At 69.0% G+C, this 15,052-nt stretch carries 14 protein-coding genes; 9 read left to right on the forward strand and 5 right to left on the reverse strand.

From position 1 onward, the window contains the following. Positions 1–86: 86 nt before the first annotated feature. The 4 genes from AC1UKG_RS22745 (at position 87) to AC1UKG_RS22760 (ending at position 4,160) form a co-directional block, all read left to right on the forward strand. A complete protein-coding gene (locus AC1UKG_RS22745; protein ID WP_018744214.1) occupies positions 87–1,097 on the forward strand; it encodes an ABC transporter permease in 1,011 nt (336 codons plus the stop codon). A 75-nt stretch (positions 1,098–1,172) separates the two neighbouring features. Then, positions 1,173–2,114, forward strand: a complete 942-nt coding sequence (locus tag AC1UKG_RS22750) for an ABC transporter permease (RefSeq protein WP_026271339.1) — start codon at positions 1,173–1,175, stop codon at positions 2,112–2,114. A gap of 5 nt (positions 2,115–2,119) precedes the next feature. Then, positions 2,120–3,157 carry an ABC transporter ATP-binding protein gene (locus AC1UKG_RS22755; RefSeq protein WP_018744212.1) on the forward strand — a complete coding sequence of 346 codons (1,038 nt, stop codon included), beginning with the start codon at positions 2,120–2,122 and terminating at the stop codon, positions 3,155–3,157. Beyond that, positions 3,150–4,160 (forward strand): ABC transporter ATP-binding protein, encoded by a 1,011-nt coding sequence (locus AC1UKG_RS22760; RefSeq protein ID WP_018744211.1) that lies wholly within the window; start codon positions 3,150–3,152, stop codon positions 4,158–4,160. Before AC1UKG_RS22755 ends, AC1UKG_RS22760 begins: the two co-directional genes overlap by 8 nt. Before the next feature lie 74 nt (positions 4,161–4,234). Here AC1UKG_RS22760 and AC1UKG_RS22765 read toward each other — a convergent pair whose 3' ends face one another. Beyond that, positions 4,235–4,573, reverse strand: coding sequence for a chorismate mutase (locus tag AC1UKG_RS22765; protein ID WP_033662829.1), 339 nt, complete (start codon positions 4,571–4,573; stop codon positions 4,235–4,237). Positions 4,574–4,899: 326 nt separating this feature from the next. On the opposite strand from AC1UKG_RS22765, the gene pcrA reads away from it, so the two are divergent. Then, positions 4,900–7,287: a DNA helicase PcrA gene (pcrA, locus tag AC1UKG_RS22770; RefSeq protein WP_026271338.1), complete on the forward strand. Its 2,388-nt coding sequence runs from the start codon at positions 4,900–4,902 to the stop codon at positions 7,285–7,287. A 42-nt stretch (positions 7,288–7,329) separates the two neighbouring features. On the opposite strand, the gene AC1UKG_RS22775 is transcribed toward pcrA, so the two are convergent. Together AC1UKG_RS22775 and AC1UKG_RS22780 are read right to left on the reverse strand one after the other, a co-directional pair. Further along, a complete protein-coding gene (locus AC1UKG_RS22775) occupies positions 7,330–8,181 on the reverse strand; it encodes a M23 family metallopeptidase (RefSeq protein ID WP_482643231.1) in 852 nt (283 codons plus the stop codon). Positions 8,182–8,453: 272 nt separating this feature from the next. Further along, the gene (locus AC1UKG_RS22780; RefSeq protein WP_033662828.1) at positions 8,454–9,167 is read right to left on the reverse strand and encodes a M23 family metallopeptidase; all 714 of its coding nucleotides are present in this window, start codon (positions 9,165–9,167) and stop codon (positions 8,454–8,456) included. Between the two features lie 420 nt (positions 9,168–9,587). Between AC1UKG_RS22780 and icmB the strand changes: the two genes are divergently transcribed. The 3 genes from icmB (at position 9,588) to sucD (ending at position 12,472) form a co-directional block, all read left to right on the forward strand. Beyond that, entirely contained in the window at positions 9,588–9,992 is a 405-nt protein-coding gene (gene icmB / locus AC1UKG_RS22785; protein ID WP_018744206.1) for a coenzyme B12-dependent isobutyryl CoA mutase small subunit, read from the forward strand. 411 nt (positions 9,993–10,403) lie between these two features. Continuing rightward, positions 10,404–11,582 carry an ADP-forming succinate--CoA ligase subunit beta gene (gene sucC / locus AC1UKG_RS22790; RefSeq protein ID WP_018744205.1) on the forward strand — a complete coding sequence of 393 codons (1,179 nt, stop codon included), beginning with the start codon at positions 10,404–10,406 and terminating at the stop codon, positions 11,580–11,582. Positions 11,583–11,584: 2 nt separating this feature from the next. Beyond that, positions 11,585–12,472, forward strand: coding sequence for a succinate--CoA ligase subunit alpha (sucD, locus tag AC1UKG_RS22795; RefSeq protein ID WP_018744204.1), 888 nt, complete (start codon positions 11,585–11,587; stop codon positions 12,470–12,472). Positions 12,473–12,532: 60 nt separating this feature from the next. On the opposite strand, the gene AC1UKG_RS22800 is transcribed toward sucD, so the two are convergent. Further along, positions 12,533–12,784, reverse strand: a complete 252-nt coding sequence (locus AC1UKG_RS22800; protein WP_018744203.1) for a hypothetical protein — start codon at positions 12,782–12,784, stop codon at positions 12,533–12,535. A 225-nt stretch (positions 12,785–13,009) separates the two neighbouring features. On the opposite strand from AC1UKG_RS22800, the gene AC1UKG_RS22805 reads away from it, so the two are divergent. Beyond that, entirely contained in the window at positions 13,010–14,278 is a 1,269-nt protein-coding gene (locus tag AC1UKG_RS22805; protein WP_475888983.1) for a cell division protein PerM, read from the forward strand. 14 nt (positions 14,279–14,292) lie between these two features. On the opposite strand, the gene AC1UKG_RS22810 is transcribed toward AC1UKG_RS22805, so the two are convergent. Beyond that, on the reverse strand, positions 14,293–14,988 hold the full coding sequence (locus AC1UKG_RS22810; RefSeq protein WP_033663806.1) for a hypothetical protein: 696 nt from the start codon (positions 14,986–14,988) through the stop codon (positions 14,293–14,295). Positions 14,989–15,052: the final 64 nt, after the last annotated feature.

Raw genomic sequence — 15,052 nt, forward strand, 5'->3', positions numbered from 1 at the left:
TCCAGCCGTAAGAAGGATGTGGCGGCAACGGTCACCCCACCAGGGTGATCGTTGTCGCCATATCAGCGCCGAGAGGAGACCCCGACATGGGGCGCTACGTCATTCGACGGTTGCTCCAGTTCATCCCGACCGTGCTGGGCACCATGTTCCTGCTCCACTACATGACCTCGCTGGCGATCCAGTTCAGTGGTAACCCGGTCCGGGCGCTCTTCGGCGACCGGACCCCACCGCCGGCTCTGCTCCAGGCGGTCACCGAGCGACTCGGTTACGGTGACCCCTGCCTCGAGCAGAAGGGCAACCCCTGCTTCGGGCTCTTCCTCGACCGGGTGAGTGGAGTCTTCCTGCACTTTGACTTCGGCATCAACATGCGGCGGCAGGAGGTCACCGACCTGGTGGCCAACGCCGTTCCGTTCACCCTCAAGCTTTTGTTGATCGCGATCATCTTCGAGGCCGCCGTCGGTATCGCGGCCGGCGTCTGGGCGGGTCTGCGGGGCGGCAGCTTCGCCGACAACCTGGTGAAGATCAGCACCGTCTTCGTGATCTCTGTGCCGATCTTCGTGCTCGGTGTGGTGGTGCGAGAGTTCGTCGGGGTCAAGTTCGGCAACGTCCTGCGTGATCAGGAGTGGATCCCCGACGTCGTCGCGTACGGGTTCTTCAGCCCCGGGTTCAAGCCGGACTACCCCTTCGCCAGTCTGCTGATCCCCGGCATGGTGCTCGGCTCGGTCGCGCTCGCCACCACCGCGCGCCTGACCCGGACCAGCATCATGGAGAACATCCGCGCCGACTTCGTCCGGACCGCGCGGGCAAAGGGCCTGGCGAACAAGCGGGTCATCGGCGTGCACACGCTGCGTAACTCGCTGATTCCCGTGATCACGTACCTCGGCGTCGACATCGGTTCGGCGATGGCCGGCGCGGTGGTCACCGAGACCATCTTCAACGTGCCCGGTATCGGCCGGTTGGTGACGGCCGCCGCCCGTACCGGGGAATCACCGGTGATCATCGGCGTGGTGACCATGCTGGTGCTGGTCATTCTGCTCGTCAACCTGTTGGTCGACCTCCTGTACGCCGTGCTCGACCCGAGGATCCGCTATGAGTGACGGCCCCGTGGTCAGTAACCGGTGGCCGGCGATCCCGGCGATCCGCGGCAGGGCGAAGCGAAACGAGGTGTGGACATGAGTGATGCGACGAGTGCCGGCACCGCTGTCGGCGGAGCCCCGGGCTCCGGTGACGGCCGGGCCCCGGGAGAGAAGAGCAGGAGCGGCAAGGAGCGCAATGCCAGCCTGTGGGCGGATGCCCGCCGCCAGCTGGTCCGCGACCCGGTTTTCATGCTCGCCGTCCTGTACATTCTCGTGGTCAGCACGATGGCGGCCTTCCCGAAGCTCTGGACCAGTCAGGACCCCCGGGCGTGTGACACCGACCAGTCCCGGATCGCGCCGAGCTGGGAACATCCGTTCGGCTTCAACATCCAGGGCTGCGACTACTACTCGCACGCCATCTACGGCGCTCGGCCGTCGATGGTGATCGCGATCATGGCAACCGGGGGCATCGTGCTCTTCGGTGGCCTGATGGGACTCCTCGCCGGCTACTACGGCGGCTGGGTCGACGGGATCATTTCCCGGTTGATGGACATCTTCTTCTCGCTGCCGTTCCTGCTCGGCGCGATCGTCTTCCTGACCCTGATCAAGCAGCAGAACGTCGTGACCATCGCCCTGGTGCTGTTCCTGCTGAGCTGGCCGACGATCGCCCGGATCATCCGCGGTAGCGTCATCTCCTCAAAGGATCTGGACTACGTGCAGGCCGCGAGGGCGGTCGGGGCGGGCAATGGTCGGTTGATGTTCCGGCACATCCTGCCGAACGCGATTGCGCCGATGTTGGTGTACGCCACGATCGTGCTGGGTTCGTTCGTCGCCGCGGAGGCCACGCTGACCTTCCTCGGTATCGGGCTCCAGCCGCCGGCGCAGTCCTGGGGCATCATGATCTCGGCCCATCAGGTCTACTTCCTGGAGGACCCGTGGCTGCTGCTCTTCCCCTGCGGGCTGTTGATTGGCACGGTGCTGTCCTTCATTCTCATGGGTGACGCCCTGCGCGATGCCCTCGACCCGAAGTTCCGGTGAGCGCCATGAGCACTGATGTGAACGTCAAGCTGGACGCCCTGCCCGGCCTTGACTCGGATGCGTTGCCGCTCGAGGTCAAGGATCTGCACGTCGAGTTCCGTACCCGCAACGGCATCGCCCGCGCGGTCAACGGCGTCAGCTTCAGCCTGCGGGCCGGCGAGACCCGAGCGATTCTCGGTGAGTCCGGCTGCGGTAAGAGCGTCACCGCCCAGGCGATTATGGGGATCCTGGACAGCCCACCCGGGTTCATCACCGGTGGGGAGATCCGCTACCGCGGCGTCGACCTGCTCAAGCTGCGGGAGGAGCAGCGGCGTAAGGTCCGCGCCAACCGGGTCGCGATGATCTTCCAGGACGCCCTCTCCGCGCTGAACCCGGTCTTCACGGTCGGCTTCCAGCTCGGCGAGCTGTTCCGCAAGCACCGGGGCATGTCCCGGGCGGACAGCAAGGCGCGCGCTGTCGAGCTGCTTGACCTGGTCAAGATTCCGGCGGCGAAGCAGCGGGTGAACGAGTACCCGCACCAGTTCTCCGGTGGTATGCGCCAGCGCGTCATGATCGCTATGGCGTTGGCGCTGGACCCGGAGGTGTTGATCGCCGACGAGCCGACCACCGCCCTGGACGTCACCGTGCAGGCCCAGATCATGTCCCTCCTCGCCGAGTTGCAGCAGGAACGGAACATGGGCCTGCTGCTGATCACGCACGACATGGGTGTGGTCGCCGACGTGGCGGACCAGATCTCGGTGATGTACGCCGGCCGGGTCATTGAGGAGGCGCCGGTCCGGGAGATCTACGAGAGCCCATCCCACCCGTACACCAAGGGCCTGCTGGAGTCGATTCCCCGCCTGGACCTCAAGGGGCAGGAACTCTCCGCCATCAAGGGTTTGCCGCCGCTGCTGACCGACATCCCGAAGGGCTGCGCGTTCAACCCCCGGTGCCGGTACGCGAAGGATGCCTGCCGTCAGGATCCGGTGCCACCGCTGCATCAGGTGGCCCCGGCCCGAAGCTCCGCCTGCCACTTCTGGAAGGAGGTCCAGGCCGATGTCTGACATCGTGCTGGAGGCCCGTGACCTGGTGAAGCACTTCCCGCTCACCCAGGGGATCCTCTTCAAGCGGCAGATCGGTGCGGTCCGCGCGGTTGACGGGATCAACCTGCAGCTGCGCCGGGGTGAGACCCTGGGCATCGTCGGCGAGTCCGGCTGTGGCAAGTCGACCCTCGCCCGGATGCTGGTGGGGCTGGAGACCCCCACCTCCGGTGACCTGTTCGTGCAGGGCCGGAACATGGCGAAGGTCGGCGGTGCCGAGCGTCGTCGCGGCCGGCGCAACATCCAGCTGGTGATGCAGGACCCGTACACGTCACTCAACCCGCGGATGACCGTCGGCGACATCATCGGCGAGCCGTTCGAGGTGCACTCCGAGGTGCTGGAGAAGCCGAAGCGGCGGGCCCGGGTGCAGGAGCTGCTGGATCTGGTCGGTCTGAACCCCGATCACATCAACCGGTACCCGCACCAGTTCTCCGGCGGTCAGCGTCAGCGCATCGGTATCGCCCGCGCACTGGCGCTCAACCCGGAGATCATCTTGTGCGATGAGCCGGTCTCCGCCCTGGACGTGTCGATCCAGGCACAGGTGATCAACCTGCTGGAGAAGCTCCAGAAGGAGTTGGGGCTGTCGTACATCTTCATCGCGCACGACCTGTCCGTGGTGCGGCATATCGCCGACCGGGTCGCGGTGATGTACCTCGGTCGGGTCGTTGAGATCGGCACCGAGGACCAGATCTACGAGAACCCCACCCACCCGTACACGCAGGCGCTGCTCTCGGCGGTGCCGGTGCCGGATCCGAAGTTGCGGGGTATGCGGGACCAGATCGTGCTGACCGGCGATGTTCCGTCACCGGCCAACCCGCCCTCCGGCTGCCGTTTCCGGACCCGCTGCTGGAAGGCGCAGGAGATCTGCGCTCAGCGGGAGCCGGAGCTGGCCGTCCGGCAGAGTTCGGACCACCCGAGCGCCTGCCACTTCGCCGAGGTTCGGGACGTGGTGCACGCGCAGCGGTAACAGCGCTACAGCGACCGGGGCGTCGGCCAGACCTGGCCGACGCCCCGGTCCTGTTTCACCACCGGGCCGTCGGATCAGAGCGGGCCGCGGCCGGCGCGGAGCAGCAGGAGGGCGACCTGGGTGCCGTCCGCCCCCAGCGCGGCCCGGAAGCGTTCCAGGATCTCCTGCTCCCGAGAGAGCACCAAGCGGGTGCCGCCGGAGGCCATGCGGGTCACGCCAACCTGCTGGGAGAGTCGTGCCCGTTCCTGCCAGAGGTCGATCAGGGTGCCGTCGATCTCGTCGATCCGTTGCCGGATTTTCGCGATCTGTGCTGCGGCCAGTGGCTCCTTCGTGCCGGCATCGCGACCGGCGGTGCCCTCCGCGCCATTCGTTTCGTCCGTGCTGCCGCTCTGTTCCGCCACGCCTGTCATCATCGTCGTCCCCTTCGGGTGTCGGGCGCTGGTGCCCGGATCCCGAGACGAAAAGGCCCCGGGCTCGCGAGCCCGGGGCCTTTTCGTAGGTCTTTGTTGATCAGCTGTGACCCACGGCTACCGGACTCTCCGGGCCGTAGTAAAAGTAGTCGCGCTGATCGAACACGGGTCCGAGTATGCCCTCTTCCGCGGTGGGCCGCAAGAAGAGCCCCCAGAGAGGCTGGTGTCACCGGAGGGGAGGACCGTGGGCGTGGGCGAGTGCACCGTCGCACACACCCGGGCCGTGGCCGAAGGGATTCGTCAGGGCGACGGCATAGACTCGCCGTGCGATGCATCCTCTCTTTGACATTCCCGTGCCCTCGTCCGCGCCCGACCCTGCCCCGCCGCGACGGCCCACTCCGGCGCGCCTCGACCCACAGGCGTTGCTGGACGGGCTGAACGGCCCGCAACGGGACGCGGTCACCCACGCCGGGTCACCGCTGCTCATCGTGGCGGGGGCCGGCTCCGGCAAGACCCGGGTGCTTACCCATCGGATCGCGTACCTGCTCGCGGAGCGACAGGTGCACCCGGGTGAGATCATCGCGATCACTTTCACCAACAAGGCCGCGGGCGAGATGAAGGAGCGGGTGGCCCAGCTGGTCGGGTCGCGGGCGCGGTTGATGTGGGTCTCGACCTTCCACTCCGCGTGTGTCCGCATCCTGCGGGCCGAGCACGAGCACGCCGGATTGAAGTCGACCTTCTCGATCTATGATGCCGACGACTCCCGTCGGCTGATGCAGTTGGTCGCCCGGGAGCTGGATCTCGATCCGAAGCGCTACCCGGCGCGCGGGCTGGCCGCCCAGGTCTCCAACCTGAAGAACGAGCTGGTCGACCCCGAGGAGTTCGCGGCCCGGGCCAAGGGGCCGAACGAGCGGGCGCTCGCCGAGGCGTACGCGCTCTATCAGCGGCGGCTCCGGGAGGCGCACGCGCTGGACTTCGACGATCTGATCATGACGACGGTGCACCTGCTCCAGTCGCATCCGCACGTCGCGGAGACCTACCGGCGTCGGTTCCGGCACGTGCTGGTTGACGAGTATCAGGACACCAACCACGCCCAGTACGTGCTGATCAAGGAGCTGGTGTCGGGCACCGACGGGCTCGACCCGGCGGAGCTCTGCGTGGTGGGTGACGCTGACCAGTCGATCTACGCGTTTCGGGGCGCGACGATCCGCAATATCCTGGAGTTCGAGCGGGACTTCACCGACGCCCGGACGATCCTGCTGGAACAGAACTACCGCTCCACCCAGACCATCCTGAACGCGGCCAACGCCGTGATCGACCGAAATACCTCCCGTAAGCCCAAGCGGCTCTGGAGCGAGGCCGGGAACGGCGACCCGATCGTCGGCTACGTCGCCGACACCGAGCACACCGAGGCCGACTGGGTGGCCCGGGAGATCGACCGGCTCGTGGACGACGGCGACACCCGGCCGGGGGATGTGGCGGTCTTCTACCGCACCAACGCCCAGTCCCGGGTCTTCGAGGAGGTGTTCATCCGCGTCGGCCTCCCCTACAAGGTCGTCGGCGGGGTCCGCTTCTACGAGCGGAAGGAGGTCCGGGACGCCCTGGCCTACCTTCGGGCGTTGGTCAACGAGGACGACACGGTCAGCCTTCGTCGGGTGCTGAACACTCCCCGCCGGGGCATCGGGGACCGCGCCGAGGCGTGTGTCGAGGCGCTCGCCAGCCGGGACCGGATCTCCTTCGGCGCGGCCCTGCGCCGGGCCAAGGACGCGCCGGGCATCTCCACCCGGGCGGCGAACGGCATCGCGGAGTTCATCGCGCTGCTCGACGGTGCCCGGGAGGTCGCGGAGACCAGCGCGCCCGAGGAGGTACTGGAGGCGTTGCTGAACCGGTCGGGGTACCTGACCGAGCTGGAGGAGAGCCTGGACCCGCAGGATGCCGGCCGGGTCGACAACCTCCAGGAGCTGGTCAGCGTGGCCCGGGAATACACGGAGCGGGTGGAGGGCCTGGGCGAGGAGGGCGAGCGGGCCACCGTCGCCGGCTTCCTGGAGCAGGTCGCGCTGGTGGCCGACGCGGACCAGTTGCCCGCCGACGACCCGGAGCACCAGGGGGTGGTCACCCTGATGACGCTGCACACCGCCAAAGGACTGGAGTTTCCGGTGGTGTTCCTGACCGGGATGGAGGACGGGGTCTTCCCGCACGCCCGTACCTTCGGCGACAACCACGAATTGGAGGAGGAGCGGCGTCTGGCGTACGTGGGGATCACCCGGGCCCGGCAGCGTCTCTACCTGTCCCGGGCGGTCACTCGATCGGCGTGGGGCCAGCCGGCCTACAACGCGCCGTCCCGGTTCCTCGCGGAGCTGCCGGTGGAGTTGGTGCGCTGGGAGCGCACCGAGGGCTCGTACACCTCGTGGGCCGGCGGCGGCGGGGGTGTGGGCGGCCGTGCGGACCGGGGGCAGGGCGGCTTCACCGGGGGCACGCCGAAGGCCACGCAGCTCGCACGTCGGCTCGGCGTTGACGGTAGCCGCCTCGCCACGGCCAGCGAGTTGCCGTCGGCACCCCCGCGGGTCGCGGTCGGGGACCGGGTCAACCACCAGCGGTACGGGCTGGGTCGCGTGCTCGCGGTGGAAGGGCACGGCCCGGGCGCCCGGGCCCAGATCGATTTCGGTGACCAGACGCTCTGGCTGGTGCTCCGGCACGCACCGATCGATCGACTCTGAGCCGACGGCGGGCTCCGCTCCGCCGCCACGGGAGGCACTCGGTCAGCAGGCCACGTCGATGCCGCGTTCGCGGAGGAACGGCGCGGGGTCGATCTGGTTCCACAGCTGGCCCTGGTGTACCTCGAAGTGCAGGTGCGGGCCGGTGGAGTCGCCGGTGGAACCCTCCAGGCCGATGGTGTCACCGGTGTTGACCTGGTCGCCAACGGTCACCTTCGCGGTGCTCAGGTGGGCGTAGTGGGTCAGATAGCCGTTGCCGTGATCGATGACGACCGAGATGCCGTATCCGTCGCCGACGTCGCCGGCCTTGGTCACGGTGCCGCCGAAGGCGGCGCGGACCGGGGTGCCGGCGGGCAGCGCGAAGTCGATGCCGGCGTGCAGGATTCCCGACCGGGGGCCGTAGCAGGAGGTGATGGCGGCGTCGGCCATGGGGATGACCCAGGTCGGCGCTGCCGCGGTGGTCGTCGTGGTGGTTGCTCTGGCTGTCATCTTCGGTGTCACGCTGGCCGAGGGCTGCGCGGTGGGGCTCGCCGAGGCGCTGGGGGTCGGACTGCTGCTCGCCGACTCCCGGGCGGAGCGATCGGCGCGGGCGGCCGCTTCGGCGCGGGCCGCGGCCTCGGCTTGGGCGGCCGCTTCGGCGCGGGCCGCGGCCTCGGCCCCGGCCCGGGCCTCGGCCCCGGCCCGGGCCTCGGCTTGGGCTCGCAGGTCGACGTCGACGGCACCGTGCGGTGGGGCGCTCTGGTCATCTCCGGTGATCGCTGTTACCGCGACTCCGGTGAGGGCGAGTCCGGCTACCGCGGCAGCCGCGGTCCGCAGCACCCGGCCCCGGGTGCTGGTCGGTCGCCGATGGCGGGCCGGCGCGGTATTCCTGCGCGAGCGGGGGCTGTCGTTCTGCACAACGGACCTTCACTGCTGGTAGGGGCACGTGACCCCGACATCCTGAGGTCCGCCCGGAGCCGGCCGGAGACGAGGGGCTCTCGGGTAGGCGCGGTCCGACGCGATCGTTGGAGCTTTGTCAGTCCCTGTCGCGAATCGCCGCGGCAGCGATCCGGCTCGCACGTGGGCTCTGTCACACTGTTGGAGGTGACCTCAAACACCTTTGCCTGCTGGAGGTGCAAAAAAACCGCCCGGATCCTTCGATCCGGGCGGCAGTAGGGCGTGACCCTGTGTCAGGGGGTGGTTACCTCGCTGTGGAAAGGCTCCATTTGAAGTTGGATGTCCACTCCGCGCTCCATCAGCCAGGGCACCGGGTCGAGCGGTTCGCCCTTGACATGGACCTCCAGGTGCAGGTGGGCGCCGTAGGAGAGGCCGGTGTTGCCGACCAGACCGAGCTGGTCGCCGGCCTTGACCTGTTGGCCCTCCTGCACGCTGAGAGTGGAGGAGTGGCCGTAGATGGCCTCGCTGCCGTCGGCGTTCGCGACGATCACCGTGTACCCGTATCCGCCAAACCAGCCGGCCTTGGTGACGGTGCCGTCATGGATGGAGACGTAGGGGGTGCCCTCCGGGGCGGCCAGGTCCACACCGGTGTGGAGCTCTTCACCCTGAACGCCGTATGGGGAGTTGAATTCGTAGTCCTTGAGTGGGAGGCACCAGACTCCGGTCTCCGCCTCCAAGCTGAACCGCTCGCCGTCCCGCGACGAGCGGTCGGCGGCGTTGGCGCGCTCCGCGGCGTCCTCGCTGAGCGCGGAGGCCGTCTTCAGCTCGTCCAGGACCGTCGGGCTGACGCTCTTGGCGTCGGGAAGGGCGCTGCCGGCGAAGAGCGCGACTCCGCTGGCGCCGACGAGGGCGGTGGTAACCACTGCGGCGTAGCGGCTCCGCGGTGGGGTGGGTACGCGGCGGCGGCCGCGATATCTATCGGGCTCAGACGACAGGCGCTGGCGCACGCACACCCTCCGTTGTCGGGGTATCGAGGCGATCGGGCGGGTTCGTGGAGCTGGGTGAACTTCGCCGATCGCGTCGTCACCCGTCCATGGACCTGATGACAACCGTTGGACACGGTAGCCAACCGCCAGGTCCGTCACAAGCCGCATCGCCAGATTGGTGTGATGTTTGTCCGATTCTATCCACTATTGCCCAGGGGTTGGGCCGGTGAAGGTGTCCCCAATCTCATCCTGTTCGTCGCGTAGGGTGACTGAACGGCGGAGTCGTCCGACTTGACCGGCCCCGGGTGTTGTCCCGTTCTCCGGTGGGGTGGGTGGGTGCGCCGGCCGCGGCGTGTGTGACGGCCCGGATTCCTCGGCTCGGACCGGTCGGGTTACCGTTCGTTAAGGTCAAGCCGCGGAGCCGGTGAAAGGGATGCGCAGATGAGCTCTCGTGTTCGGGTCGTCGTCGCCAAACCGGGCCTGGACGGCCATGACCGCGGCGCAAAGGTCGTCGCGCGTGCCCTCCGGGACGCCGGGATGGAGGTCATCTACACCGGGCTGCATCAGACCCCGGAACAGATCGTGGAGACCGCGATCCAGGAGGACGCCGACGCGGTCGGACTTTCCGTTCTGTCCGGGGCGCACATGACCCTTTTCCGGCGGGTGTTGGAGCTCCTTGCCGAGCGAGACGCGCGAGACATCGTCGTCTTTGGCGGGGGCATCATTCCGGACACTGATATCCCGGAACTGCAGCAGATAGGTGTGGCCAAGATTTTCACTCCGGGCGCCACCACGGGGTCGATCGTGGACTGGGTTCGGGAGAACGTGGCGCAGGCCGTCGCCTGACGATCGGCCCGAGGAGTTCCTGGGCCGGACAGGGGGAGAGGCCGGACGCACCCCTCACACGCCCGGCCTCTCTATGCACGATGCCCCGCCGCCACCCCTCGACCGACAGGGCATCGGCCGTCTGTCGCCGCGCTGACCAGCGCTTCGACATCTGACTCAACGAAGCCTGACCCCCGGGGTTACGTGTCGGGGAAAACATCGTCCGGAAGGTTGACGCTCGGCCAAACGGCGGGTGCTGGCCAGTCAGCTGTGCAGAACCGCACACCACGTACCCGCTTGGTCGTTGGTGGTGTCGACCTCGCTAGGCTGCCTTCAATGGCCTGTTACAACTGATGACAGGCGTCAAACTGTTTTCCATACGCTGGTGGCGGCGCGACGGCGCGCCGCGGAGACGGGACGGGACGCGCAATCGTGGACCTGTACGAGTACCAGGGGCGGGACCTGTTCGAGCGGCACGGGTTGCCCGTGCTCGCCGGCGGCGTCGCCACGACCCCGGAGGAGGCCCGCGCGATCGCCGAACGCCTCGGCGGTCGGGTGGTTGTCAAGGCGCAGGTGAAGGTCGGCGGCCGGGGTAAGGCCGGCGGGGTGAAGCTGACCGAGGGCGCGGAGGAGACGGTGGCCCGGGCCACCGACATCCTCGGCATGGACATCAAGGGACACACTGTCCACAAGGTCATGATTACTGTGACCGCGGACGTGGCGGAGGAGTACTACTTCTCCTACCTGTTGGACCGGGCGAACCGCACCTTCCTCTGCATCGCCAGTGTCGCCGGTGGGATGGACATCGAGCAGGTAGCCGCCGAGACGCCGGAAAAGGTCGTCAAGGAGCCGATCGACGCGAACGTCGGCGTGGACGCGGCGACGGCCCGGCGGATCGTCACCCAGGCCGGTTTCCCGGCCGAGGTTGCCGACCAGGCCGTCGAGATCGCGGTGGACCTGTGGCAGGCGTTCGTCGCCGAGGACGCAACGCTGGTCGAGGTGAACCCGCTCGCCAAGACCGCCGAGGGTGGGCTGCTCCTCCTCGACGCCAAGGTCAGCCTGGACGAGAACGCGGCGTTCCGGCACCCGGACCACGAGGCGCTGGTTGACCAGGCCGCGGTGGATCCCCTCGAGCAGGCCGCCAAGGAGAAGGACCTCAACTACGTCAAGCTCGACGGTGAGGTTGGCATCATCGGTAACGGCGCCGGACTGGTCATGTCGACCCTCGACGTGGTCGCGTACGCCGGTGAGCGACACGGCGGCGTGAAGCCGGCCAACTTCCTCGACATCGGTGGCGGTGCGAGCGCCGCGGTGATGGCCAACGGCCTCGAGATCGTGCTCTCCGACCCTGCGGTGAAGAGCGTCTTCGTCAATGTCTTCGGCGGCATCACCGCCTGCGACGCGGTCGCCAACGGCATTGTGCAGGCGCTGGCCCTGCTCGAGCAGCGGGGCGAGAAGGTCACCAGGCCGCTGGTTGTCCGCCTCGACGGCAACAACGCGGAGGCCGGTCGAGCGATTCTCGACGGCGCGAACAACCCGCTGATCCAGCGGGTCGACACGATGGATGGTGCGGCCGAGCGGGCCGCCGAGCTGGCCGCTGCGGGAGTCTGACAATGGCGATTTGGCTGACCAAGGACTCGAAGGTCATCGTGCAGGGGATGACCGGTTCCGAGGGTTCCAAGCACACCCGGCGGATGCTCGCCGCGGGCACCGACATCGTCGGTGGGGTGAACCCGCGCAAGGCGGGTACCACCGTTGATTTCGACGGCGCCCAGCTGCCGGTCTTCGCGAACGTCGCCGATGCGATGCGGGAGACCGGCGCCAACGTGACGGTCATCTTCGTGCCGCCGCAGTTCACCAAGGGCGCGGTGATCGAGGCGATCGATGCCGGCATCCCGCTCGCCGTGGTGATCACCGAGGGCGTGCCGGTGCACGACACCGCCGCCTTCTGGGCGTACAACGTGGCGCAGGGCGAGCGGACCCGAATCATCGGGCCGAACTGCCCGGGGATCGTGTCGCCAGGCGCCTCCAACGCCGGCATCATCCCGGCCGACATCACCGGTGCCGGCCGGATCGGCCTGGTCAGCAAGAGCGGCACGCTGACCTACCAGATGATGTACGAGCTGCGCGACATCGGCTTCTCCACCTGTGTCGGTATCGGTGGTGACCCGATCATCGGCACCACGCACATCGATGCGCTGGCCGCCTTCGAGGACGACCCGGACACGGACGCGATCGTCATGATCGGTGAGATCGGTGGCGACGCTGAGGAGCGGGCTGCCGAGTTCATCAAGGCGAACGTCACCAAGCCGGTGGTCGGCTACATCGCTGGTTTCACCGCACCGCCCGGTAAGACGATGGGGCACGCGGGTGCGATCATCTCCGGCTCGGCCGGCACGGCGGAGGCCAAGAAGACGGCGCTGGAAGCAGTCGGCGTCAAGGTCGGCAAGACTCCGACCGAGACGGCCCGGCTGATGCGGGAGATCATGTCCGCGGGCTGAGCCCCGGCGACGACAGCTGGAGGGATCGGCCGTCCACGGCTGATCCCTCCAGTCGTCAACTCAGCTGAGCGGGTTGCTGCCGCCAAGGTAGAGAAGCCCATTGGCGATGATGTTGAATACGCCGAAGGCGATGCCCAACCAGCCGAGCACCGGCGAGTTGCCGAAGCGCCGAGCGTCGCGGATCGACAAGTAGCCGAAGACGATCCCAAGGATGCCGCAACAGAGCAGGCCGACGACGATGCCGAGTACGCCCCAGAGCGTCGTCCGGTCCCTTCCCGCCGCCGCCTCGGGCGGCGGATATGCAGCGGTCACGGCGTGTCTCCTCGCATCGGTGCCGCGCCCGCCGAGGTGCAGGGGGCCACGGTCAACATCTCCGGTGGTGGAGGTTCCCACTTGACCCACCGGTCGGCCGCGGTGGCGTCCTGTGGCCGAGGCTAGACCGGATCGGAGGCAGGAGACGGTGGATCACGCAACTCGAACCCGCCCGGGGGGTTTATCGACCTGCCACCGCCCCCGCGGCATGTCAGAGTGGACCTGATGTCCTCTGTCACCCCCGATCAGCCCGGCCGGCGCACCCGGGTGGGTGCCCGCCCGCCGGGGCGACCCGGGCCTGCTCGTCGGGCCCCCGCGCCACGGGCGGGTGGGCCGCCGAGTCGCCCGCCGCTGGCCGTCGCCGCGGGCGTCGCCGCGGTCGGGGCGGCGCTCACCTCCTGGCTGCCGGTAGCAGTGGTGCTCTGGTTCTTTCAGCTCAGTGCGGGTGCGTCGAGCCTGCCCGGGGCGGTCCGGGTCGGGCTGGCCGGCTGGCTGCTCGGGCACGGCGTCCCGCTGACGACGAACGCCGGTCCTCTCGGGCTCGCCCCGCTGGCGGTGACCCTGCTCGCCGGCTGGCGACTCATCCGGGCCGGGGTGCACGTCACCCGGGCCATCGGTGCCCGGCACAGCAGGTCGCCACAGCGTGCGTGCGTCGCCGCGGGGGCGGTCGGGGTCGCATACACCATCCTCGGCGTGCTCGCCGCCCTGCTGGTCACCGGCGGGGACCTGGACGTGTCGCCGGTACGGACCGGCCTGACCCTCGCCGCGGTCGCCACAGTTGCTGCCCTCGTCGGGGCGGTTCGTGCGACCGGGCTCGGTGACCTGCTCGCCGTGCGGGCGCCGCTACCGCTGCGGGAGGGGATCCGGACCGGTCTGGTCGCGGCGCTGCTGCTGCTTGCGGCGGGGGCCGGCGTGGCGGGGCTGGCGGTGGCGACTGGTGGCGGTGACGCGGCCGACCTGATCGCGGCCTACCACACCGGGGTGGCGGGGCAGGCCGGAATCACCCTGGTCAACCTGGCGTACGCCCCGAACGCAGCGATCTGGTCAACCAGCTACCTGCTCGGCCCCGGGTTCGCGGTTGGCACGGACACCACGGTGCAGACCAGCGAGGTGACGGTGGGGGCGCTGCCGGCCCTGCCGCTGGTGGCGGGCCTCCCCGGTGGGCCGGTGGACGGCCTGGGCACGGGCCTGCTCGCGGTGCCGGTTCTGGTCGGGATGGTGGCGGGCTGGTCGTTGACCCGTCGGGTGCTGTGCTCCGGCAGCAACAGAGCCCGGGAAGAGTGGGGGCCGCTGCTGCGTCCGGCGGTGCTTGCCGGCCCGGTGGCGGGCCTACTGGTGGGGGGCGCGGCGGCAGTGTCAGCCGGCCCGCTGGGTGCGGGCCGGCTGGCAGAGGTCGGACCGGTGCCGTGGCAGGTGGCGGCGGTGGCGACCGTGGTGACCGGGACCGGCGTGCTGGGTGGCGTGGTAGCGGCCCGGTTCCTGTCCCGCGGCTGACTCCGTCGAGGCGACTAGAGGGCGAGCCCGACGAATTGCAGGATCCCCCAGCCGAGGCCCAGCAGCGCGCCGGTCGCCCCGCAGATCATGCCGGCCAGGGCCTGGCCACGATTGTCCGCGAGCCCCTGCTCGACCTTCTGTTGGCCGAGCCATCCGATTACCACCGCGGCGATGCCCAGCAGTAGCCCGATAAAGAAGCAACAGGCCAGCGGGACCGACGAGATGCCGAGGATCATGGAGAGCAGTCCGAGCGTGTTCTGCTTGCCCGCCGGGAACGGGTAGCCCGCGTTCGGGTACATCTGCATCCCACCGTGGGGCCCCGGGTACGGCGCAGCGGTGGGCGCGGCGTACGGGTTCGGCGGCGGTGTGGTGGGCATGGCGTACGGGTTCACCGGCGGCGGAGGGTACGGCTGCTTGGAAACCGGAGCAGCCGGCGAGGCGTACGGGCCGGCCGGTGGGTGGTACGGGTCGACCGGTGGGGCGTACGGGTCCGCTGGTGGGTGGTACGGGTCGACCGGTGGGGCGTACGGGTCCGCTGGCGGGTGGTACGGGTCGACGGGTGGGTGGTGGGGGTCCGCTGATGCGGCGTACGGGTCGGCCGGTGGCGCGTGGGGGTCCACCGGTCGGGCGTACGGGTCGGCCGGCGGGGTGGACGGATCGTGCTGCGGGGTGGACGGATCGTGCTGCGGATTGGATGGGTCGGGCTGCATGCGTCCTCCCGGTCGATCAGTAGGAGTTCGAGGACTGGGGCGGGATTCCGGGCTGCATCTCTCG

The organism is Salinispora sp. CH2A1_6 (assembly GCF_056820975.1).

Excerpts from the sequence above, each read along its gene's own strand:
- AC1UKG_RS22745 (WP_018744214.1), top strand. The coding sequence starts at position 87 with ATGGGGCGCTACGTCATTCGACGGTTGCTCCAGTTCATCCCGACCGTG.
- AC1UKG_RS22750 (WP_026271339.1), top strand. The coding sequence starts at position 1,173 with ATGAGTGATGCGACGAGTGCCGGCACCGCTGTCGGCGGAGCCCCGGGC.
- AC1UKG_RS22755 (WP_018744212.1), top strand. The coding sequence starts at position 2,120 with ATGAGCACTGATGTGAACGTCAAGCTGGACGCCCTGCCCGGCCTTGAC.
- AC1UKG_RS22760 (WP_018744211.1), top strand. The coding sequence starts at position 3,150 with ATGTCTGACATCGTGCTGGAGGCCCGTGACCTGGTGAAGCACTTCCCG.
- AC1UKG_RS22765 (WP_033662829.1), bottom strand. The coding sequence starts at position 4,573 with ATGATGACAGGCGTGGCGGAACAGAGCGGCAGCACGGACGAAACGAAT.
- pcrA (WP_026271338.1), top strand. The coding sequence starts at position 4,900 with ATGCATCCTCTCTTTGACATTCCCGTGCCCTCGTCCGCGCCCGACCCT.
- icmB (WP_018744206.1), top strand. The coding sequence starts at position 9,588 with ATGAGCTCTCGTGTTCGGGTCGTCGTCGCCAAACCGGGCCTGGACGGC.
- sucD (WP_018744204.1), top strand. The coding sequence starts at position 11,585 with ATGGCGATTTGGCTGACCAAGGACTCGAAGGTCATCGTGCAGGGGATG.
- AC1UKG_RS22805 (WP_475888983.1), top strand. The coding sequence starts at position 13,010 with ATGTCCTCTGTCACCCCCGATCAGCCCGGCCGGCGCACCCGGGTGGGT.
- AC1UKG_RS22810 (WP_033663806.1), bottom strand. The coding sequence starts at position 14,988 with ATGCAGCCCGACCCATCCAATCCGCAGCACGATCCGTCCACCCCGCAG.